We start from the raw sequence: 21,838 nt of genomic DNA, 5'->3' as shown, positions 1-21,838 counted from the left end.
CGTACTCACCCTTTCGGGCTTTCCTCCGGGCGCTTCCCTTCGGTGTTTCCAACTCTATCAGCGTTTTTCCGACTCTCTGACCACTTGCCTGCGGACATGCAGGAAGCGATCCGAGAAAGGATCTGACGAGTTGGGTGCCGCTTGATCGGGACGCGTTGCCGCGTCTCTCAACCCCAAGCAGGAGTACGACTGTACACGTGGCCGCGGAGCCCGTGCAAATCGACTAGACTAGTGGTCTAGACCACGGTCGGGCCGCACATGCGGAACCGGTACTTCATATGACATACGCTGCTGCACAGTGCGCGCCGTCCGGGACTAGTAGTGACGGCCCATGTACAACTCCACCCCTGGGAGGCTTCCCATGACCACCGTGACGTCCCCGCAGGCCGGACGCGCCATCGGACTTGCCGCTGTGCCGGATCCCGTCTTCTCCGGGGCCATGGTCGGCCCGGGTACCGCCATCGACCCGGTGCGTGAGCCTTCCGAGGCGGTCGCCCCCGTGGACGGAGTCATCGTCTCCCTCCACCCGCACGCCTTCGTCGTCGTCGACAGCGAGGGGCACGGCGTGCTCACCCACCTCGGAATCGACACCGTGCAGCTCAACGGCGAGGGCTTCGAGGTCCTCGTGAAGAAGGGGGACACGGTCACCCGCGGCCAGGCCGTGGTGCGCTGGGACCCGGCCGCCGTCGAGGCCGCCGGCAAGTCCCCGGTCTGTCCCGTCGTGGCCCTCGAAGCCACGGCCGACTCCCTCAGCGGCCTCCGCGACACCGGCGATGTGAAGGCCGGCGACGAGCTCTTTTCCTGGCAGTGACGTTCTTCCCGGCAGCGATGCCGACGCCGTCGAGGACGGCAAGTAGCACAACCACCGCGGCGGCGGGGCCCGCCGCACTATCGGAGACGGGTGAGATGGAGACAACGCTGCGAGGCGTCGGTGTGAGCCACGGTGTGGCGATCGGCGAGATTCGGCACATGGGAACGGCGGTGCTCGAGCCGCCGGCCAAGCAGATACCGGCGGACGAGGCGGAGCGCGAACAGGGGCGCGCTCGTCAGGCCGTGGACGCTGTGGCCGCCGACCTGATGGCGCGCGGCAATCTGGCGGGCGGTGAGGCACAGGCAGTGCTCGAAGCCCAGGCCATGATGGCGCAGGACCCGGAGCTGATGGCGGACGTCGACCGTCGGATCGCTGTGGGCAGTACCGCTGAGCGAGCCGTGTACGACGCGTTTGCCGCCTACCGCGAGCTGCTGGCGAGTGCCGGTGAGTACCTGGCCGGCCGGGTGGCCGACCTCGACGACGTGCGAAACCGTATCGTCGCCCGGCTTCTCGGGGTCCCCATGCCGGGCGTCCCGGACAGCGACGAGCCGTACGTCCTGGTGGCTCGGGACCTCGCGCCGGCCGACACCGCGCTGCTGGATCCGACGCTGGTGCTCGGGTTCGTCACCGAGGAGGGCGGTCCGACCAGCCACAGCGCCATCCTGGCGCGTGCGCTCGGGGTGCCCGCCGTCGTTGCGCTGCCGGGGGCCGGTGAACTCACCGAGGGCACGATGATCGCCGTGGACGGAAGCACGGGGGAGATCTTCGTGAACCCCAGCGAGGAGAAGAAGGCGCAGCTGGAGGCCGCGGCGGCCGAGCGGAAGGCGGCGCTGGCCGCCTCCACGGGGCCGGGTGTCACGGCCGACGGCCACAAGGTGCCGCTGCTGGCGAACGTGGGCGGTCCCGCGGATGTACCGGCCGCCGTCGAGGCGGGCGCGGAGGGCGTGGGTCTCTTCCGCACCGAGTTCCTGTTCCTGGACGACAGCAAGAACGCGCCGTCCGAGGAGAAGCAGGTCGAGGCCTATCGTCAGGTTCTCGAGGCGTTCCCGGAGGGCCGGGTCGTCGTGCGGGTGCTGGACGCGGGCGCGGACAAGCCGCTGGACTTCCTGACGCCGGCCGACGAGCCGAACCCGGCACTGGGTGTGCGGGGTCTGCGTACGCTGCTGGATCACCCGGATGTGCTGCGGACGCAGCTGACCGCGCTGGCGAAGGCCGCTGAGGGCCTACCGGTCTACCTGGAGGTCATGGCCCCGATGGTGGCGGACCGAGCGGACGCCAGGGCGTTCGCCGACGCCTGTCGGGCGGCCGGGCTGCGGGCGAAGTTCGGGGCGATGGTGGAGATCCCGTCCGCCGCGCTGCGGGCTCGTTCCATCCTGCAGGAGGTGGAGTTCCTGTCCCTGGGCACGAACGACCTCGCGCAGTACACCTTCGCCGCCGACCGCCAGGTGGGTGCGGTGTCCCGGCTGCAGGATCCGTGGCAGCCCGCGCTGCTCGACCTGGTCGCGCTCTCGGCTGAGGCGGCCAAGGCCGAGGGCAAGAGCTGTGGCGTCTGCGGTGAGGCGGCGTCCGACCCGCTGCTGGCATGTGTGCTGGCGGGTCTGGGTGTCACCTCCCTGTCGATGGGGGCGGCGTCGATTCCGTATGTGCGGGCGACGCTGGCCAAGTACACGCTCGCGCAGTGTGAGCGTGCCGCGGCGGCCGCGCGGGCGGCGGACAGTGCCGACGAGGCACGCAGCGCCGCGCAGGCGGTGCTGTCCGGCGAGTAGCCGGTTCGCCGACGGTGCTCGGCGGGGGTGAGGGGCGTCCCGGACGACGGGACGCCCCTTCCTCGTCTCTCCCCTTTCCCGGCCTTCGCTGCCCTTGCTGTGCTTGCTCTCCTTGGTGTCCGGTCAGTGGTGGTGGCCGAGTGCGGCATCCTCCTCTCCCAGGTCCGGGGGTGCGCAGTAGTCCACGTCGGATTCGGGTGCGACGAGGTCTCCGGACTCGACGTCGGTGCAGTAGGCGTCGAAGACCTCGCCGGCGGTGAGGGGTTCGAGGGAGCCGTTCCGGACCCGCCAGCCGTAGACCCGGTCGGGGCCTTCGGGTGTGGTGGTCCGCATGACGAGTCCGCCTGGGCTGTGGGTGGCCAGGCCGACGGCCAGGACGGTGGTGAATTCGAGGGCCTCCGCCTCGTCGAGCCGGGTGGTTCCCTCGGGTGTCCGGTCGGCGTGAAGGACGGCTACGAGGGTTTCGGGGGCTCCCTTGACGCTGCAGACGAGGTGGCGGTTGCCCGGTGCGGCGGTGTCGAGGATGCGCAGCAAGAGCTGCGAGGCGTGGGCGAAGGCCGCACGGCCGATGTCCTCGCCGCAGGATGAGCAGGCGCCGAGGCGGGCCAGGAGTGTTGCGGCATACTCCCAGGTGGCCTGGCGGACGGCTTCGTCGACCAGGGTCGGGACGAGGTCGGCCAGCGGCTGTCCCTCGTAGGGGACCGTCGGGCCGGTGGCGGCGAGTTCGGCGGTGAAGCGGGAGCGGTTCGCGGGGACATCGGGGTCGAGGCCGTGTTCCGCGCAGTACTCGGCGTACTCGACCGGGTCGAAGAGGGCCACGGTGGTGTGGTTGCCCTGGAGGGCGCGGGTCTTGAGAAGGGCCTCGACCTGGTTCAGGTACGTGGTGTGGTCGTCGAAGGTGAAACTGCGGTAGCGCCGCATGGCGCGGAAGTCGTGTTCGTCCGTGAGCAGGCCGATGGTGCCTGCGATCTCTCGGCGCAGGACGCGTCGCATGGTCTGGTCGTCGGTGTACGCCATGATTCCTCCCCCTCGGCGCTCGGTGAGCGCAGTCGATCAATGCTCACTCAAAGTAACCGGCGGCACTGACAATCGCTCCGCCGCGAGGCGCTCTCGGACTACTCGGTGCTGCAAGACGCAGGTCAGGGCGATGGCGCTGCCGAAAGCGGTCCATCCGAGGGGACCGACGGCAATGGCCGTGGTCACGACGAGTGGTCCGACGCTGCGCTGGGCGGATTGGGCGAGCCCGTGCACGCCGAGGTAGGCGCCCTGCGCGGAGTCGGGGGCGAGCGCGAGCGAGAGTTCCCACGAGGCGGTGGCGTGGAGCATCTCGGCCGCGGTGAAGAACACGGCCGCGGCGGTGAGCAGTGCCGTGGCCGTGAGGGTTCCGCCGGTGGCCGACAGGGCCATGGTCGTCCCTCCGAGGGCGAAGGCGGCCGCGAGCGGGAGGAGGAGGGTGCGAGCGGCGGCTGTGGTGGCGCCGAATCGTGAGAGCGGTATCTGCAGGGCGATGACGAGGGCGTTGTTGAGGACCAGGAGAAGCGGGGCGAGACCGTGGGGGGCGGTTTCGACGTGGGCGATCCACAGGGGCAGACCGACCTTGAAGACGGCGTCGTGGAGGCTGAGCGCGGTCTCCGCGGCGACGTAGGCGAGGTAGGTGCGGTCGCGCCAGGGGTTGGCGGTGCGGGGTGTGGGCGCGGTGTCTGCCGAGCCGGTGATGCGCCGGGTGGTGGACCGGGGTTCGGTGCAGCGGAGGGTGAGGAGGGCGCAGGCGACGAAGGACAGGGCGTCGCCGGTGAGGAGCCACCGGTACGCGGTGGTACTGCCCAGGGCCAGGGCGCCGGCAGCCACCAGGCCGCCGAGGGCCCAGCCTGCGTTGGCGACGGTGCGCTGGAGGGCTTGGTAGCGGACGCGCTCGGGGCCGGCGGCGCGGCCGGCGAAGAGTTTGGTGAGGACGTTGGCGGCTCGGTCGCCGAGGCTACCGACGGCGGAGAAGGCGAGCAGCAGGGCGAAGCGGTCGGTGGTCAGCAGGGCGAAGGAGGCAAGGGCGCGGAGCAGTTGCACCGTGATCAGGGTGGGGATCAAGGGGAAGCGGTCGGCGAGCCGGCCGCCGAGGGGTGCGCCCGCGATGCCGACACCGCCCGCCGCTGCGACGAGGGTGCCGATCTCGCCCAGGGAAAGGTGGGAGACGTAGCTGAGGTAGAGGACGGAGACGGTGGCCCACAGGCCGCTGCCGACGCGGTCGACGCACGCGACCGTGAGCATTCTGCGTCCGCTGCGCCCGCCGGGTATGCGCTTCGACCATGCGATCGTCCTCCGGATCGGTGGCACTGATTCCCCCTCCGACTTGACCGACAGTTTGTATTGATACATAGTGTGGAGCGTGGCAATACAATATGGGATCACTGGGGGGACGGCCAAGGCGATTGCCGAGTCCGTCGAACGCGGCGTGGCCGAAGGAGCATTGGCACCGGGCGCGGCACTGCCCCCGGTGCGGCGACTGGCGGACCAGCTGGGCGTGAGTCCGGGTACGGTCGCGACCGCCTACAAGGAACTGCGGCGACGAGGCATCGTGGTGACACGCGGACGCGGAGGCACCGTGGTGGCGGCGGCGCCGGCCGTCGGTTCACGTCGGCCGCCGAAGGTTCCGGCAGGGCTCCGCGATCTGGCCGGCGGCCATCCGGATCCGGCACTCCTGCCCGCGTTGGTCCCTCCCGGGCGGCTCTCCCCCGGTGCCCGCTCGCACCGGTCGGCGCCGCGGCTGGCCCGGCTGGAGGACGAGGTACGCGCGTGGCTGGGCACGGACGGCGTACCCACGGAACAGGTGACGTTCGCACACGGAGCGCTCGATCTGGTGGGGCGACTGCTCTCCGTGGAGCTACGGCCGGGTGACTCCGTGGCGATGGAGGATCCGGGATACCACCATCTGCTGGACCTGGTCGCGGCGCTCGGTCTGCGTGCCGTGCCGGTGGCCGTGGACGACGAGGGCGTACGGCCCGACGCGCTGCTAGAGGCGCTGCACGGCGGGGTGCGCGCCGTGCTGTGCAGCCCGCGGGCGCAGAATCCCTACGGCGGGTGTTTCTCCGTGGAGCGCCGGGACGCGCTGGTGGACGTCCTCGCGGACGGGCCAGAGGTGCTGGTCGTCGAGAACGATCACGCATCGGCCGTGGCGGACGCGCCGCTGCGAACACTGACCGCGAGCGGCCTCACCCGCTGGGTGCACGTGCGCACGGTGAGCAAGTTCCTGGGGACCGACCTGAGGTGGGCGGCCGCGGCCTGCGACCCGACGACGCTGGCCCGGCACGACGGCCGGCTGCTGCTGACGTCGGGCTGGGTCAGCCATCTGCTGCAGGAGACCGTCCACGGGCTGCTGACGGACGTCGGCACGCAAGGGTTGGTGGCACGCGCGCGTGAGACGTACGGCGTGCGCAGAGCCGCGCTGCTCCGGGAGCTGGCCGGGCGAGGGATCGCGGCACACGGGGCGAGCGGCCTCAACGTGTGGGTGCCCGTGCGTGACGAGTCCGCGGTGGTGAACGGGTTGCGGTCGTACGGCTGGTGGGTCGCCGCCGGGGCGAGGTTCCGCCTGGCGGCGGGGCCAGGCGTGCGGATCTCCGTGGCTGAGCTGGAGCCGGCCGACGCGGCACGGCTGGCCTCGGACTTCGCCGCCGTGCTCGGCGAGTCCGAGGCCACCTACGGCGGCTGACGCCGCTCAGGCGCGCTTGCGGGCGAGGTCCTCGTAGAAGTGCAGCAGGTCGAGGTTGTCGATGGAGCCGGGATTGACCGCCTTCTCCAGCGGGGCTCCCTGGAGGAGGCGTTTCACCGGGACCTCGATGCGTTTGCCGGTGAGGGTGTGGGGAACACCGGGCACCTCGATGATCTCATCGGGTACGTGACGCGGTGAGAGTTGCTCACGGATGCTCCGCTTGACGCGGTCCAGCAGGTCCTCATCAAGGACGGCGCCGGGCGCCAGGTGGACGAACAGCGGCATCCAGTAGCCGCCGTCGGGCCGTTCCACGCCGATGACCAGGGATTCCCTGATCTCGGGGAGGCGCTCGACGACCTCATAGATGTCCGCGGACCCCATCCGCACGCCCTGGCGGTTGAGGGTGGAGTCGGAGCGGCCGTGGATGATCACGGAGCCGCGTGAGGTGACGGTGATCCAGTCGCCGTGCCGCCACACGCCGGGGTACGTGTCGAAGTAGCTGTCGTGGTAGCGGCTTCCGTCGGGGTCGTTCCAGAAGCGGACCGGCATGGACGGCATGGGGTTGGTGACGACGAGCTCGCCGACCTCGTCGACGACGGGCCGACCGCTCGGGTCCCAGGACTGCAGGTCCGTGCCGAGGCCGGGGGCCTGGAGCTCGCCGGTGTACACGGGGAGGGTGGGGACGGCTCCGGCGAAGCAGGAGCAGACGTCCGTGCCGCCGCTGACGGAGGCGATCCACAGGTCGTCGCGGACCTCGTCGTGCAGCCAGCGGAAGCCGTCGGGGGGCAGCGGCGAGCCGGTGGTGGCCACGCACCGCACGCGGCTCAGGTCGAAGTCGCGCGCCGGGTGGACGCCGGCCTTGCGGCAGGCCATGACGTACGCCGCCGAGGTTCCGAAGAGGGTGGCGCCGGTGCGCTCGGCGACGCGCCACTGGGCGCCGGTGTCGGGGTAGCCGGGGCTGCCGTCGTAGAGGACGATCGTGGTGCCCGTCAGCAGACCGGAGACGAGGAAGTTCCACATCATCCAGCCGGTCGAGGTGTACCAGAAGAAGCGGTCCTCGGGGCCGAGGTCGCAGTGCAGGCCGATCTGCTTGAGGTGTTCGACGAGGATGCCGCCCTGCGACTGCACGATGGCCTTCGGCAGACCGGTGGTGCCCGACGAGTACAGCACCCACAGGGGGTGTGCGAAGGGCACCTGCTCGAAGACCGGATCGGTGTCGGCGCTCGTCAAGGCGGACCACTCCAGGGCACCCTCGGGCGCCTCCGTGCCCAGCAGCGGGATGTGGACCACGGCGCGCAGGGTCGGCAGTTCGCGGCGCAGCTCGGCGACGGTGGCGCGCCGGTCGTGTTCCTTGCCGCCGTAGCGGTAGCCGTCGACGGTGAACAGAACGACCGGCTCCACCTGCTGGAAGCGGTCCAGGACGCTCCGGGCACCGAAGTCGGGGGCGCAGGACGTCCAGACGCCGCCCACGGCGGCCGTGGCGAGCAGGGCGACCACGGCCTGCGGGACGTTCGGGAGGTAGCCGCTGATCCGGTCGCCCGGACGGACGCCCAGGGCACGCAGTTCGGCGGCGAGAGAACCGACCTGTCGGCGCAGTTCGGACCAGGTCACCTGGCGCGGCTCATGGGTCTCGTCCACATGAAGCAGGGCAGGTTCGTCCGCGCGGGTCGCCGCGGCGCGCAGGGCGTGCTCGGCGTAGTTCAGCGTCGCCCCGGGGAACCACTCGGCGCCCGGCATGGCGCGGTCGCCGAGTACGCGCGCGTAGGGGGTGGAGAAACGGACGTCGAACCACTCCGTGACGGCCGTCCAGAACGTCTCCAGCTCGTCGACGGACCAGCGGTGCAGGGCAGGGTAGCCTCCCTCGGCGGGGGCGCCGTGGCGCTGGGCGGCCCAGGCCTGGAACCTGGTGATCTGTGCCCCCGCGATGCGCCGCGGATCGGGCTGCCAGAGCGGCTGGGGGTTCTCGGTCGACATGGGCGGCTCCCGGACTGTGCGCGTCGTGTGCGTCACCCGCGCACGTGCAGGGGTGTGCGCGTGACGCGGCTGACACGGACGATGCCATGTGATCGACTTCTACACCAGGGTGCGCTCCACATAGTCCATGTCGCAAAGATGTGGTGCCGGCACGGGTGAACGGCAGTTGAACGACACCCGCGGGGGGCACGGGCAATGGCAGGGTGATCAGCATGGACGGTCGTGACCTGGTGCGTTCGGTGAAGACATGGGGTGCCGTCGGAACGGCACAGGGGTTGCGGACCGTACGTGCCGCGTGGCGCCGCCGCCGCGCGGACGCCGCCGCGTCGGCCTCGCGCGGTGCCGTGCGGGCGCGGGTGCCCGGGCCGATGCGCGAGGTGGAGCCCGGGCCGGGCGGTGGGGTCGTCCGGTTCAGCCGCTCCGAGCTGCGGATCGTCGTCGCGGTGAACGGTGCCGTGTTCTGGGGCTGGGACGGGGCCGGTCCCGAGCCGTCGTACGCGCTGGCGGGCGCTGCCCCGGAGCCGGACCCCCGAGCGGTGCTGGAGCCGGACAAGGACGGTGGCTGGCGGGTGGTGGCCGAGCGGGCGACGGTCACCGTCTCACGGCACGGCGCGGTCGAAGTGCTCACCCCGGGTGGGGTCCCGCTGCGCCGTGATCTGCCGCCGCGCTGGTGGGAGCCGGAGGACGGCGGTCCGGCGCGCTGGATGCAGCGCTCCGAGGTGGCAGCGGACGCGCGGTTCTTCGGTCTCGGCGGGCGGGCCTCGGGGCCGCGTCTGCGGGACGGGGTCTACCGTCTGTGGAACACCGACCAGGGGGCGGCGTTCGGGCCCGGCGACGACCCGCTGTACATCACGATGCCGGTGCAGATGGTGGTGGCCGACGCGGGCACGCACCTGGTGTTCCACGACAACAGCTGGGACGGCCGGGTGACGCTGCGGGAGGGTGAGGAGGGGGCCGGTTCCGGACACGACCGGCCCGGGACGTGCGAGCTGCGGATGGAGGGCGGTCCGCTGCGCTGCTGGGTGGTGGTGGGGACCCCCGCGCGCGTACTGCTCACCTGGGCGTCGCTGACCGGACCGCCCGCGCTGCCGCCTGCCTGGGCGCTGGGGCACCACCACGCGCGATGGGGCTTCGGCAGCGAGAACGAGGTCCGGCGGATCGTCGACGGGTACCGTGCGCACGGCCTGCCGCTGGACGCCGTCCACCTGGACATCGATCACTACGACGAGCACCAGGTGTTCACCGTCGACCAGAACCGGTTCCCGACGCTGCCGGGCTTCGCCGAGGAGTTGCGGCGGGCCGGGATCCGGCTGGTGTCCATCGTGGATCCCGCCGTGAAGGCCGCGCCGGGGAACGAGGTGTACGACAGCGGGACGGCCGAGGACGCGTTCGTGCGGGACGCGTCGGGCCGGCCGTTCAGGGGGGTGGTGTGGCCCGGCGAGTCGGTGTTCCCGGACTTCACGCACCCGCGCGTGCGCGCGTGGTGGGGTGAACTCTACAAAGAGCGCCTGGCTCAGGGGTTCGCCGGTTTCTGGCACGACATGAACGAGCCGACGTCGTTCGCCGCGTTCGGCGAGACGACGCTGCCGCGCTCGGCCCGGCACGCGCTGGAGGAGCGGGGCGGCGACCACCTCGAGGCGCACAACGTGTACGCCCTGTGCATGGCGCGGGCGGGCTACGAGGGCGTGCGCGGGCTGCTCCCCGAGGAGCGTCCGTTCCTGTTCTCCCGCTCCGGATGGGCGGGCATGCAGCGCTACGGCGGGACCTGGTCCGGCGACGTGGCCACCGGCTGGCCGGGGCTGCGGGCGTCGTTGGCGCTCGTCCTGGGTCTGGGGTTGTGCGGGGTGCCGTACTCGGGGCCGGACGTCGGGGGGTTCGACGGGACCCCGTCGCCGGAGCTGTACCTGCGCTGGTTCCAGATGGCCGCATACCTGCCCCTGTTCCGTACGCATGCCAGTCTGCGGGCGGGCCGCAGGGAACCCTGGGAGTTCGGCGCCCAGGTGCTGGAGCACGCGCGCGCGGCGCTCGTCGAGCGGCGTCGGCTGCTGCCGTACTTCGTGACGCTGGCGCATCTGGCGCGGCGCACCGGGACGCCTTATGTACGGCCGGTGTGGTGGGGCGCGCCCGAGGACCGGGTGCTCCGCGACTGTGCGGACGCCTTCCTGCTCGGTGACTGCCTGCTGGTGGCGCCGGTGCTGGATCCGGGCGCGGACCGGCGGGTGGTGCAGTTGCCCCGGGGGCTGTGGTACGACACGGCGACGGAGCGGACGTACGAGGGGCCGGGGCAGGTGCTGATCGACGCGCCCTTGTCGCGGATTCCGGTGTTCGCGCGCGCGGGCGCCGTCCTTCCGGTCCGCGGGGAGGACGGGCCGGCGCTGGAGGTATGGGCACCGGCCCGGGGACGGACAGGCGGCGGCCTGGTCGTGCAGGACGTGGGCGACGGCTGGGCCGAGCCGGAGATCGAGCGGTACGTCGCCCGCTGGGAGGGCCGGGAACTCGTCGTCGAGCGGGAGGGCGAGGACGGCGTGCGGGAGCCGTCCCGCCCGGTTCGGGTACGAGGACTGGGCTGCCTCCGGAATCAGACGTAGCGGCCGTCGAAGAACGCCCGCACGGCGTGGGAGTGCAGGGGGAAGGCGAGTTCCTCGGGCCTGCGCAGGAGGTGCCAGCCCTCGGTCTCGTCGGTGGCGGCCGAGTCCGGCAGGCGGTCGGCAGGCCGCTCGGGCAGCAGCCCGAAGAGCAGCAGATGCCCGTCGGGCGAGCTCATCGCGTCCGCGAGCCGTACGTCACGGCTCGCCGCGTCGATGCCGGTCTCCTCCTTGAGTTCGCGCACGACGGCCTGGCGCCAGTCCTCACGGTCGTCGATGTAGCCGCCGGGGAGTGCGGTGCCCCCGCGCGCGGGTTCGACGGTGCGGGTGATGACGACCAGGGCTGTGCCCTGGGTGTCGTACACGGGCTGGAGGGCGATCGCGACCGGCAGCGGGTTGCGGTAGGCGACCGTGGTGCAGGCGGGGCAGGTGCGGGGCCATCCATCGACGCCCTCCCCGTAGGGCGCTCCGCAGCTCGAACAATGCGAGTTCCGTGCGGAGTTCGAAGTGGTGTGCTGAGTATCGGACACGCGGCGGACTGTATCCGATCGCGACGGGGGCTCTCACCGCGCCGGTCCCACCGTGTCGGTCCGATCCCCCGCACGGGCCCTGCCCATTTCGCGGGGCGCATGGCAGACTCCTGACGCACCGTCAGGATCTGCCCCGGGAGGCACGTTGTCGCGCACACGGAAACCGGTGGTCGAGGGATGGTTCACGGGGGACGGCGAGGACTTCGCGTTGCTCGGGACGCGGTGCTCGGCGTGCGGATCGGTCTTCTTCCCCCGCGAGGACGGCCACTGCCGCAATCCCCGGTGTTCGGGCGGCGAATTGACGGAGGCACGCCTGTCGCGACGCGGACGTGTCTGGTCGTTCACCGACAGCCGATACCGGCCGCCGTCACCCTATGTGACGAATCCGGAACTTCCGTGGAAGCCGTGCGCGTTGATCGCGGTGGAGCTGGCCGCCGAGCGGATGGTGGTGCTCGGGCAGGCGGCTCCCGGGGTCACCGTCGCCGATCTGACGGTGGGCATGGAGGTGGAGGCCGTACCGGGCGTGCTGCACGAGGACCCGGAGACGGCCTGGACGACCTGGCACTGGCGGCCGACGGGGGCGAGGACATGACGGCAGAGGTTGCGGTGCTCGGCGCGGGGATGCACCCGTGGGGCAAGTGGGGGCGCCCGTTCGTCGCGTACGGAGTGGCGGCGGCGCGCGCCGCTCTGGCCGACGCGGGGGTGGAGTGGCGGGAGGTCGGTTCGATCGTGGGCGCGGACACGGTGCGCGGCGGCTACCCCGGGTATGTGGCCGGGGCGACCTTCGCCAAGGCGCTGGGCTGGCAGGGCGCCCGGGTCACGAGCGTGTACGCGGCGTGCGCGTCGGGCGCCCAGGCCATCGACGCGGCGCGGGCGCAGATCCTGGCCGGTCGCGCGGACGTCGTGCTGGTGGTGGGCGCCGACGCGGCACCCAAGGGGTTCTTCCGCCCTGCGGGCGGGGACCGGCCGGACGATCCCGACTGGTTGCGGTTCCGGATCCTCGGGGCCACCAATCCGACGTATTTCGCGCTGTACGCGCGCCGGCGCATGGCCGTGCACGGTGACACCGTCCAGGACTTCGCGAGGGTCAAGGTCAAGAACTCCGTCATGGGGGCGCTGAATCCGTATGCGCGCTACCGCGCGCGGGTCACCGAGGAGGAGGTGGCCGCCTCCGCGGTGGTCGCCGACCCGCTGCGCCTGCTGGACATCTGTGCCACCTCGGACGGCGGTGCGGCGCTGGTGCTGTCCAGCATGGAGTTCGCGCGTCGGCAAGGACAGGCGCGTCCGGTGCGGATCCGGGCGGTGTCCACGGTGACGCCGCGCTATCCGGCCACCGTGCTGGATCTGCCCGACATCGCGACCGACTCCGCGGTGGCGGTCGAACCGGACGGCGAGACGTTCCGGGCATCGATCGCCCGAGCGGCCTACGAGGAGGCCGGCGTCGACCCCTCGGATCTGTCCCTCGCGGAGGTGTACGACCTGTCCACCGCCCTGGAACTGCAGTGGTACGAGGACCTGGGGCTGTGCGGCGCGGGCCAGGGCGCCAAACTGCTCGCGGAGGGCGCGACGGCCGTGGGCGGGCGGATCCCGGTGAACGCGAGCGGGGGGCTGGCGTCGTTCGGGGAAGCGGTGCCCGCTCAGGCCATCGCGCAGGTCTGCGAGGTCACCTGGCAGTTGAGAGGGCAGGCCGGTGAGCGCCAGATACCGCGGGCGCGCGTGGGAATCACGGCCAACCAGGGTCTGTTCGGGCACGGGTCGGCGGTGCTCGTCGCGCGCTGAGCCGCGGGTGCGTCGACGAGGTCCCCGACCGAGCCAGCCAGGAAGACGCGGAAGTCGGGCCGCGGGGGCGCCACCCCGGGCACGCCCACTCTCCGTGATCAGTCGAAAATCCTGCGTGAACGTCTCATGAACTGCGCCTGGGCACACCCCGGCGGCGCCATCATGCTCCCGTGCACTCCTGGACGGATACTCTCCGCTTCGCCTTCCAGCCGGTGGTCAACCTGGCCACCGGCGGGGTGGCCGGGCTGGAACTCCTCGCCCGCCCGGAGACCGGCGACATCCTTGCGCAGGCCCGCCGGGATCCCGAACTGGACGGGCGGCTGGCCGTGTCGGCCGTGCGTGCGGCGGCCCGCAAGGAGACGTTGCTGCCCCTGCAGATCAACGTGTTCGCCGGCACCCTCGCGGACCTGGGCGGCCTGCCCTCGCTGCACGACGCCGTGCGCGAGGCCGGGCGGCTGCCGTGGGAGGTGTCGCTGGACATCGCGCCGCCGTACACCCATGTGCCCCGGCCCGCGCTGCTGGACGCGGTGGGCGTGCTGCGGGAGCAGGGATTCCGGATCAGCGCGGACGGGGTGGGCGACGGGGACGTGCCGCTGAGGCTGCTCGTGGACCTGGCGCCGGATCTGGTGAAGCTCGACGCGTCACTGCTCGACCGGCCGGCCGCGGTCCGCGCGATGCGGACGTGGTGCGACGAGTTGGGCGCGCTCCTGGCGGTCGAGGGAGTGGAGACCGAGCGGCAGTGCGCGGTCGCGGTGGCAGCGGGGGCCCAGCTGGCCCAGGGCGAGCTGTTCGCGCCGCCGGCCCGGTTGCCCGCGGCGGACGTATACCTTCCGCCGCGCTCTGCGGCGGCCGCGCGGGCGCCGCGTCAGGGGCCGTCGGTCCGGGAGTTCCTCCGGCCTGCCGCGCTGCTGCCGGTCACCGCGTCGGCGGGTCAGGTACGGGCACTGCTGACCGGCTCGCCCGAGGTGTCCGGGGTACTGCTGGTGGACCGGGTGGGGGCGCCGGTGCGCTCGCTGCACCGGTCCCGCTTCCTGCTGACCATGTCCGGTCGGTACGGGCACGCGCTCTACGCCGACCGGCCCGCGGCCAGGCTGGGCGATCCCCCGCGCACCGTGGGCGTCGACGCCACCGCCTGGGAGGTGCTGGACGTGATCGCGGTCGGCGACCGGGACCGCACCTCGGACGACGTGGCCGTCGTCGACCGGCACGGTCGGTGTGTGGGCGTCGTACGGTTCGCCGATCTCGTCCGGGCGCTGTCCGAGACCCGGGTCGAGGAGGCGGTGGGGCTGAATCCGCTGACCCGGCTGCCCGGCTCGGACGCGATCACCGCGGACGTGGACCGGCGGATCGCCGACGGCCGGGCGTTCACTCTCAGCTGGCTGGATGTAGACCACTTCAAGCAGGTCAACGACGGCGCCGGGTTCGCGGCGGGAGACGGGTTGATCCGGGCGGTGGGGCGGGCCCTGCACGGTGCGGCGGTCAAGGAGCGGCACGGCGGTGTCCGGGTCGGGCACATCGGCGGCGACGACTTCCTGGTCCTGACGGATCCGGAACGCCTGGACACGGTGGCGGCCGCGGTGCTGGACGCGCCTTGGTCGGCGGGCGGGCGTCCGGTGACCTTGTCGCTGGCCACGGTGGTGTGCCCGCCGGGCGGTGTCACCGGCCACGAGCAGGCCGCCGCGTGGCTGGCGCCGCTCAAGAAGGAGGCCAAGTCGCTGCGCGGGCCGAGCTGGGTGGTGGGCCGCGCGGGCCTGCCCGGCTACGAGATCCGCCGCGGCTCCGCACAGGAGCCGGACGCCGGGGCACCGAGGGTGGGGGCGGAGCCGGGCGCGAGGTGACGACCGACTGAAGGCCTGCGCGTCGACCGCCGCGGAGCCCGGGCCCGAGTGCCGTGGACCGCGTACGCACCGGCAGATGTGTCACGGCACCCCGCGCGTGCGGGCGGAATGCCTCGAATCACTGTCTCCCGTCGAGGCGTTGGACGTGCAGGCCTCGCGCCCAACCGTTGCCGTCCGCCTCCTTGACGCTCTCCGGGCGCCGGTGAACACTTCCCGGTGTCAGCCGACATCGCCGTACATTCTCGGCGGATCCAGGCGCGCCGAGGGCTTCCCTATCCACGGCCCCTCCACGCCGGGCGATTCGGCCGCGACGCACGCTCGTCACGGAGGCCGGGCGGGGCGCGGGACCTACCGTCCCGGCCGCGGCGGCCACGGCAAGCCGCACCCTGCACGCAGCGCCGGGGTCGAAGTGCCCAGCGCCCGGCCCAGGAGCCGCCATGAGCAACGGGGACATCTTCGTCGGGGAGATCATCGGCACCGCGATCGTGATCCTGTCCGGCGCGGGCGTCTGCGCCGCGCTCACCCTCAGACACCGAGCAGCCTCCGCAACCGAGCCCAAGGGGTTTCCATGACGGACACCGCCGCGCGGTACGTCGCGGCCATCGACCAGGGCACCACGTCGAGCCGCTGCATCGTCTTCGACCACGACGGCGCCGTCGTCGCCGTCGACCAGCGCGAGCACCGCCAGATCTTTCCCAGGCCAGGCTGGGTGGAGCACGACGCCACCGAGATCTGGGCGAAGGTGCGGGCGGTGCTCGCCGGGGCGACCGCCAAGGCCGGCCTGCGCGCCGACCAGATCAGCGCTCTCGGCATCACCAACCAGCGCGAGACGACGGTCCTGTGGGACCGGGCCACCGGCAAGCCCGTGCACAACGCGATCGTCTGGCAGGACACCCGGACGGCCGCGCTGTGCCGCGAACTGGGCGGCAGCGCCGGGCAGGACCGCTTCCGCGAGCGGACGGGGCTGCCGCTGGCCAGCTACTTCTCCGGTCCCAAGGCGGCCTGGCTGCTCGACCACGTTCCCGGCCTGCGTGCCCGGGCCGAGCGGGGCGAGATCGCCTTCGGCACCATCGACTCCTGGCTCATCTGGAACCTCACCGGTGGCACCGACGGCGGACGGCACGTCACCGACGTGACCAACGCCGGGCGGACCATGCTGATGAACCTGGAGACGCTCCAGTGGGACCCCTCGATCCTCTCCGCCATGAACCTGCCCGAGGCGATGCTGCCGGAGATCCGGTCCTCCGCCGAGGTGTACGGGGCTGCGGTGGGGCCGCTCCCGGGGGTTCCGGTGGCATCCGCGCTGGGCGACCAGCAGGCGGCCGTCTTCGGACAGGCCTGTTACGACGTGGGCACGGCCAAGAACACCTACGGCACGGGCAGTTTCCTGCTGCTCAACACCGGCGGCCGGCCGGTGCCGTCGAAGAACGGGCTGCTGACGACGATGGGCTACAAGATCGGGGCCGAGACCCCGGTGTACTGCCTGGAGGGATCGATCGCGATAACGGGCGCGCTGGTGCAGTGGTTCCGCGACCAGCTCGGCATCATCCGTACGGCTGACGAGATCGAGACCCTGGCGGCGAGTGTCGACGACAACGGCGGCGCCTATGTCGTGCCGGCTTTCTCGGGCCTGTTCGCGCCCTACTGGCGTTCCGACGCCCGCGGTGTCGTCACCGGGCTCACTCGCTACGTAACGAAGGCCCATCTCGCCCGCGCGGTGCTGGAGGCCACCAGTTGGCAGACCCGTGAAGTCGTGGACGCCATGTTCCAGGACTCCGGGGTGCGGATCACGGCGTTGAAGGTGGACGGCGGGATGACGAAGAACGCTCTGCTGATGCAGCATCAGGCGGACGTGCTCGGAGTGCCGGTGATCCGGCCACGCGTCTCGGAGACGACCTGCCTGGGCGCCGCCTACGCGGCGGGGCTGGCCACCGGGGTGTGGAACGGCCTGGACGAGCTGAAGGCGCACTGGCGGCGGGACGCCGAGTGGACACCGTCCATGACGGACTCGGTGCGGGAGCGCGAGTACCGCAACTGGCGCAGGGCGGTGGAGAAGAGCCTCGGCTGGGTGCAGGACGGCGAGGGCTGATCACGCGTGTGCGCGTCTACTCGTCCGCCACGCGCGCGTGGCGGACGGCCCGAGAGCCACGGCCCGTACCCCGGTCGGCGGGGGTACGGGCCGTGTCGGCCACGCGGTGGGGGGTGTCTCAGGTGGTGACGGCGGGCCGGTGTGCGGTGCCGTAGTCCATGGCATGCTGCACCACACCGACCAGGACGTCCTTGACGGACTGTCGATCGCGGGCGTCGCACAGCACCACGGGGATGTCCGCGTCGAGGTCGAGGGCCTGCCGGATGTCCTCCGCCGGATACCGGGCCGCTCCCTCGAAGCAGTTGACGCCGACGACGAAGGGGATGGAACGCCGCTCGAAGTAGTCGACGGCGGCGAAGCAGTCCTCCAGGCGGCGTGTGTCGGCGAGGACCACGGCGCCGAGCGCGCCTTCGGACAACTCGTCCCACATGAACCAGAACCGCTCCTGGCCGGGGGTACCGAAGAGGTAGAGCACCAGGTCCTCGCGCAGAGTGATACGGCCGAAGTCCATGGCGACGGTGGTGGTGTGCTTGCCCTCCACACCCGAGGTGTCGTCGACCGGGCGCCCCGCCTCGGTGAGGTACTCCTCGGTGCGCAGCGGCCGGATCTCGCTGACGGCACCGACGAGGGTGGTCTTGCCGACGCCGAAGCCGCCGGCCACCAGGATCTTGAGCGTGACGGGCTCGACCGGGGGCTTGCCGCGCTCAGAGCGCCCGAAGATCATCGATCACTTCTCCTGCTCGGTGGGGTCGGTGGGCGGAGGACCGTATCCTCCGCCGCCGGGGGTCTCGATGACGAGTACGTCGCCGGCCCGGACGTCGGCTGAACCGCAGCCTGCGAGGTCGACGACCGTGCCGTCCGCGCGTTCCACGCGGTTGGCTCCCAGCGCGCCGGGCTCGCCGCCCGCCATGCCGTACGGGGGCACTCTGCGGTGCTGGGAGAGGGTGGAGACGGTCATGGGTTCCAGGAACCGGATGCGGCGCACCGCGCCGTCCCCGCCGCGCCACCGTCCGGCTCCGCCGCTGCCGCGCCGGACGGAGAACTCCTCCAGCCGGACGGGCAGCCGCCACTCCAGCACCTCGGGGTCGGTGAGGCGGGAGTTGGTCATGTGGGTCTGGACGACGCTCGCGCCGGGGAAGCCGTCGCCCGCGCCGGACCCGGAGGCGACGGTCTCGTAGTACTGGTGGCTGGTGTTGCCGAAGGTGACGTTGTTCATGGTTCCGGAGCCCTCGGCCTGGACCCCGAGTGCGGCGTAGAGGGCTCCGGTGAGTGCCTGGGAGGTCTCGACGTTTCCGGCGACCACGGCGGCCGGCGGCACCGGTGCGAGCAGGGAGCCGGGCGGTACGACGATGTTCAGGGGGCGCAGGCAGCCGTCGTTGAGCGGGATGTCGTCGGCGACGAGGGTGCGGAAGACGTAGAGGACGGCGGCGTTGACCACCGAGAAGGGGGCGTTGAAGTTGCCGGCCACCTGCGGCGAGGTGCCGGTGAAGTCGACCGTGGCGGACCGTTCGGCGCGGTTCACGCGCACGCGTACCCGGATGACGGCGCCGGCGTCGGTCTCGTAGGCGTACTCGCCGTCGTCCAGGGCGTCGATGACGCGGCGCACGGCCTCCTCGGCATTGTCCTGGACGTGCCGCATGTAGGCCTGGACCACATCGAGTCCGAAGTGCTCGATCATGCGGCCGACCTCGTCGACGCCCTTCTGGTTGGCGGCGATCTGGGCGCGCAGGTCGGCGAGGTTGGTGTCCGGGTTGCGGGAGGGGTGGCGGGCCTCGGTGAGCAGCCGGAGGGTCTCCCTCTCGCGTAGGCGCCCGCCCTCGGTGAGCAGCCAGTTGTCGAAGAGGACGCCTTCCTCCTCGATGGTGCGGCTGTTCGCCGGCATGGAGCCGGGGGCGATGCCGCCGATCTCGGCGTGGTGGCCGCGGGAGGCGACATAGAAGAGAATCTTCCGCTCACTGTGCGTGGCGGACGGGTGCGGGGAGTCGAAGACCGGGGTGATCACGGTGACGTCCGGCAGATGGGTGCCGCCGTGGTACGGATCATTGACGGCGTAGGTGTCTCCGGGCCGCATGCTGTGGGCGCGGCGGCGGATGACCTCCTTGACGCTGGTGCCCATGGAGCCCAGGTGGACGGGGATGTGCGGGGCGTTGGCCACCAGGTTTCCGTCCGGGTCGAACAGGGCGCAGGAGAAGTCTAGGCGTTCCTTGATGTTGACCGACTGGGCCGTGGACTCCAGTCGGGCGCCCATCTGTTCGGCGATGGACATGAAGAGGTTGTTGAAGACCTCCAGTAGAACCGGATCGGCTTTCGTGTCGAGTTCGGAACTCTGCGTAACCGTCACGCGTTCCATGACCAGATGCCCCTCGTCGGTCGCCACGGCCCGCCAGCCGTCGTCGACGACGGTGGTGGCGCCGGCTTCCGCGATCATCGCGGGGCCGGTGACGGTCTCGCCGGGAGGGAGGGCCTCGCGGCGGTGGAGGGGTACCTCACGCCAGGTGCCGCCGGTGTGGAGGCGGACGGAGGCGGGGGCGGCGGGGCGGCCCCCGTACGGGGCGAGGGCAGACAGATCGGGGGGTGCGGTGATGCCGGTGGCTTCCACGGAGAGGGCCTCGACGACGACCGGACGGTCGAGGGTGAAGGAGTACGTGGCGCGGTGACGTTCCTCGAAGGCGCGGCGCATGGCGTCGGGCTCGGTCAGCTCGACGGTGAGGGTGGTGTCGGTGCCGTCGTAGCGCAGTTGGGCGCGGCGGATGACGCGGACGCGGTCGTCGGGGACGTCCTCGGCGTGGAGCTCGGCGCGGGCGGCTGCCTCCAGGTCCGCGGCGGTCTTGAGGAGACCGGGCATGGCAGTGGCTGTCAGGGGCGTCTCGGCGGACTGTTCGCGCATGGCGGTGGTGTCGGCGAGACCGATACCGAGGGCGGACAGGACGCCCGCCATGGGAGGCACGAGAACGGTGCGGATGCCGAGGGAGTCGGCGACCATGCAGGCGTGCTGTCCGCCCGCGCCCCCGAAGGTGGTGAGCGCGTAGCGGGTGACGTCGTGCCCCTTCTGCACCGAGATCCGCTTGACGGCGTTGGCGATGTTGGCGACGGCGATCCGCAGGTAGCCCTCGGCGACCTGCTCGGGGGTGCGGTCGTCACCGGTGTGCTCGCGGATCTCGCGCGCGAGGGAGGCGAAGCGTTCGCGGACGAGGGCGGCGTCGAGCGGCTGGTCTCCCCCGGGTCCGAAGACGGCCGGGAAGTGGGCGGGCTGGATGCGGCCGAGCATCACGTTGGCGTCGGTGACGGCGAGCGGGCCGCCGCCGCGGTAGCAGGTGGGGCCGGGGTCAGCTCCCGCCGAGTCCGGCCCTACGCGGTAGCGGGAGCCGTCGAAGTGGAGGACGGAGCCGCCGCCGGCGGCGACGGTGTGGATGTCCAGCATGGGAGCGCGCAGCCGAACCCCGGCGAGCTGGGTGGTGAAGACGCGTTCGTAGGCGCCGGCGAAGTGCGAGACGTCGGTGGACGTGCCGCCCATGTCGAAGCCGATGACGCGGTCGTGGCCGGCCATCTGGGACATGCGGGCCATGCCGACGATGCCGCCCGCGGGCCCCGACAGTACGGCGTCCTTGCCACGGAACTGCCCGGCCTCGGCGAGTCCGCCGTTGGACTGCATGAACATCAGCCTGACGTCGCGCAGCTCGTCGGCGACGTGCCGGACGTAGCGGCGCAGGACGGGCGACAGGTAGGCGTCGACGACGGCCGTGTCCCCGCGCGGAACGAGCTTCATCAGCGGACTGACCTCGCTGGACAGCGAGATCTGCGGGAAGCCGATGCGTTCGGCCAGGGCGCCCACGGCCTGTTCGTGGCCGGGGTGCAGATGGCTGTGCAGGCAGACCACGGCGACGGCGCGGATACCGGCGTCGTACGCCTCCTGAAGCGGGCCGGCGAGGGCGTCGAGGTCGGGGGCGCGCAGGACGGTGCCGTCGGCGGCGATCCGTTCGTCGACCTCGACGACCCGCTCGTGGAGCAGTTCGGGCAGTTCGATGCGGCGGGCGAAGATGCTCGGGCGGTTCTGGTAGGCGATGCGCGGCGCGTCGCGGAAGCCTCGGGTGATGACCAGGAGGGTGCGTTCGCCCTTGCGTTCGAGCAGCGCGTTGGTCGCGACGGTGGTGCCCATGCGGACGGCTTCGACGGGGTCCGTCGAGCCGTCCAGCAGTGCGCGCACGCCGGCGACGGCCGCGTCGGAGTACCGGGCGGGGTTCTCCGACAGCAGCTTGTGGGTCAGCAGGCGGCCGTCGGGGCGGCGCGCGACGATGTCGGTGAAGGTGCCGCCCCGGTCGACCCAGAACTGCCAGCCTGGCACGTCCTCACCCCGCTTCCGCACTGTTCACAGCGCTCGGAGGCCGTTGATCACGTCGCGCAGAATACTCTCGTCCGGCAGTTCGGCGGGTGGTACGGGCCGGTTCACATGGACGAATTCGGCGTCCACGAGATCTCCGACGAGGACCCGTACCACTCCGATGGGGAGGTCGAGGTCGGCGGCGAGTTCGGCGACCGACTGCGGGGTGTCCCGGCACAGACCGACGATGTCCAGGTGCTCCGGGGACAGCGAGGGGTCCGTGGCGGGGTCCTGCGCGTGGGGCTCGGCCACGACGACCGCGATCAGATCGAGGCGGTGCTGGGCGGCGTGACTGGTCCGGCCGCGCGTCATGGCGTACGGGCGCACGACGGGCCCGGCGTCACCGTCGAACCAGTGGCTTGTTCCCTGACCGTCTGTCCTCATGCCA

Annotated in this window: 14 protein-coding genes and 2 pseudogenes; 9 read left to right on the top strand and 7 right to left on the bottom strand. The window is 71.9% G+C overall.

Features of this window, described 5'->3' with window-relative positions; all coding sequences use genetic code 11:
- Positions 1 to 361 precede the first annotated feature (361 nt).
- Together AC3ET3_RS18170 and ptsP are read left to right on the top strand one after the other, a co-directional pair.
- Entirely contained in the window at positions 362 to 811 is a 450-nt protein-coding gene (locus AC3ET3_RS18170) for a PTS sugar transporter subunit IIA (protein ID WP_435612471.1), read from the top strand.
- A gap of 95 nt (positions 812 to 906) precedes the next feature.
- Positions 907 to 2,577, top strand: coding sequence for a phosphoenolpyruvate--protein phosphotransferase (ptsP, locus tag AC3ET3_RS18165; RefSeq protein WP_432157153.1), 1,671 nt, complete (start codon positions 907 to 909; stop codon positions 2,575 to 2,577).
- A 123-nt stretch (positions 2,578 to 2,700) separates the two neighbouring features.
- Here ptsP and AC3ET3_RS18160 read toward each other — a convergent pair whose 3' ends face one another.
- Both AC3ET3_RS18160 and AC3ET3_RS18155 read right to left on the bottom strand, forming a co-directional pair.
- Complete coding sequence (locus AC3ET3_RS18160; protein WP_432137612.1) at positions 2,701 to 3,594, bottom strand: hypothetical protein; 894 nt, start codon at positions 3,592 to 3,594, stop codon at positions 2,701 to 2,703.
- A 36-nt stretch (positions 3,595 to 3,630) separates the two neighbouring features.
- Entirely contained in the window at positions 3,631 to 4,839 is a 1,209-nt protein-coding gene (locus AC3ET3_RS18155; RefSeq protein ID WP_435612470.1) for an MFS transporter, read from the bottom strand.
- A gap of 118 nt (positions 4,840 to 4,957) precedes the next feature.
- Here AC3ET3_RS18155 and AC3ET3_RS18150 point away from each other — a divergent pair, with 118 nt between their 5' ends.
- Entirely contained in the window at positions 4,958 to 6,277 is a 1,320-nt protein-coding gene (locus AC3ET3_RS18150; protein ID WP_435612469.1) for an aminotransferase class I/II-fold pyridoxal phosphate-dependent enzyme, read from the top strand.
- A 6-nt stretch (positions 6,278 to 6,283) separates the two neighbouring features.
- On the opposite strand, the gene AC3ET3_RS18145 is transcribed toward AC3ET3_RS18150, so the two are convergent.
- Positions 6,284 to 8,251, bottom strand: a complete 1,968-nt coding sequence (locus AC3ET3_RS18145; protein ID WP_435612468.1) for an acetoacetate--CoA ligase — start codon at positions 8,249 to 8,251, stop codon at positions 6,284 to 6,286.
- A 212-nt stretch (positions 8,252 to 8,463) separates the two neighbouring features.
- On the opposite strand from AC3ET3_RS18145, the gene AC3ET3_RS18140 reads away from it, so the two are divergent.
- Complete coding sequence (locus AC3ET3_RS18140; protein WP_435612467.1) at positions 8,464 to 10,839, top strand: glycoside hydrolase family 31 protein; 2,376 nt, start codon at positions 8,464 to 8,466, stop codon at positions 10,837 to 10,839.
- Here the strand turns inward: AC3ET3_RS18140 and AC3ET3_RS18135 are convergent.
- Positions 10,830 to 11,366: an NUDIX domain-containing protein gene (locus AC3ET3_RS18135; RefSeq protein WP_432137607.1), complete on the bottom strand. Its 537-nt coding sequence runs from the start codon at positions 11,364 to 11,366 to the stop codon at positions 10,830 to 10,832. The genes AC3ET3_RS18140 and AC3ET3_RS18135 overlap by 10 nt on opposite strands.
- Before the next feature lie 166 nt (positions 11,367 to 11,532).
- Between AC3ET3_RS18135 and AC3ET3_RS18130 the strand changes: the two genes are divergently transcribed.
- The 5 genes and pseudogenes from AC3ET3_RS18130 (at position 11,533) to glpK (ending at position 17,072) form a co-directional block, all read left to right on the top strand.
- Entirely contained in the window at positions 11,533 to 11,958 is a 426-nt protein-coding gene (locus tag AC3ET3_RS18130; RefSeq protein ID WP_432137618.1) for a Zn-ribbon domain-containing OB-fold protein, read from the top strand.
- Positions 11,955 to 13,145 (top strand): lipid-transfer protein, encoded by a 1,191-nt coding sequence (locus AC3ET3_RS18125; protein WP_432157156.1) that lies wholly within the window; start codon positions 11,955 to 11,957, stop codon positions 13,143 to 13,145. The genes AC3ET3_RS18130 and AC3ET3_RS18125 overlap by 4 nt, the downstream gene beginning before the upstream one ends.
- Positions 13,146 to 13,315: 170 nt before the next feature.
- A complete protein-coding gene (locus AC3ET3_RS18120; RefSeq protein ID WP_432137605.1) occupies positions 13,316 to 14,983 on the top strand; it encodes a GGDEF domain-containing protein in 1,668 nt (555 codons plus the stop codon).
- Positions 14,984 to 15,420: 437 nt separating this feature from the next.
- Positions 15,421 to 15,534: pseudogene (locus AC3ET3_RS18115) on the top strand (aquaporin family protein); the annotation flags it as partial.
- Positions 15,535 to 15,551: 17 nt separating this feature from the next.
- On the top strand, positions 15,552 to 17,072 hold the full coding sequence (gene glpK / locus AC3ET3_RS18110; RefSeq protein ID WP_435612466.1) for a glycerol kinase GlpK: 1,521 nt from the start codon (positions 15,552 to 15,554) through the stop codon (positions 17,070 to 17,072).
- A gap of 118 nt (positions 17,073 to 17,190) precedes the next feature.
- Here glpK and AC3ET3_RS18105 read toward each other — a convergent pair whose 3' ends face one another.
- The 3 genes and pseudogenes from AC3ET3_RS18105 to AC3ET3_RS18095 all read right to left on the bottom strand — a co-directional run bounded on the left by AC3ET3_RS18105 (position 17,191) and on the right by AC3ET3_RS18095 (position 21,834).
- Positions 17,191 to 17,796, bottom strand: coding sequence for a GTP-binding protein (locus AC3ET3_RS18105; protein WP_435612465.1), 606 nt, complete (start codon positions 17,794 to 17,796; stop codon positions 17,191 to 17,193).
- Positions 17,777 to 21,414: pseudogene (locus tag AC3ET3_RS18100) on the bottom strand (hydantoinase B/oxoprolinase family protein). The gene AC3ET3_RS18105 and the pseudogene AC3ET3_RS18100 overlap by 20 nt, the downstream one beginning before the upstream one ends.
- A gap of 24 nt (positions 21,415 to 21,438) precedes the next feature.
- Entirely contained in the window at positions 21,439 to 21,834 is a 396-nt protein-coding gene (locus AC3ET3_RS18095) for a DUF742 domain-containing protein (RefSeq protein ID WP_432137602.1), read from the bottom strand.
- Positions 21,835 to 21,838 lie beyond the last annotated feature (4 nt).

This window comes from Streptomyces sp. bgisy159 (genome assembly GCF_057707805.1).
Note: the sequence above shows the minus strand (reverse complement) of the source record. Positions and strands in the feature narration are given on the sequence as shown.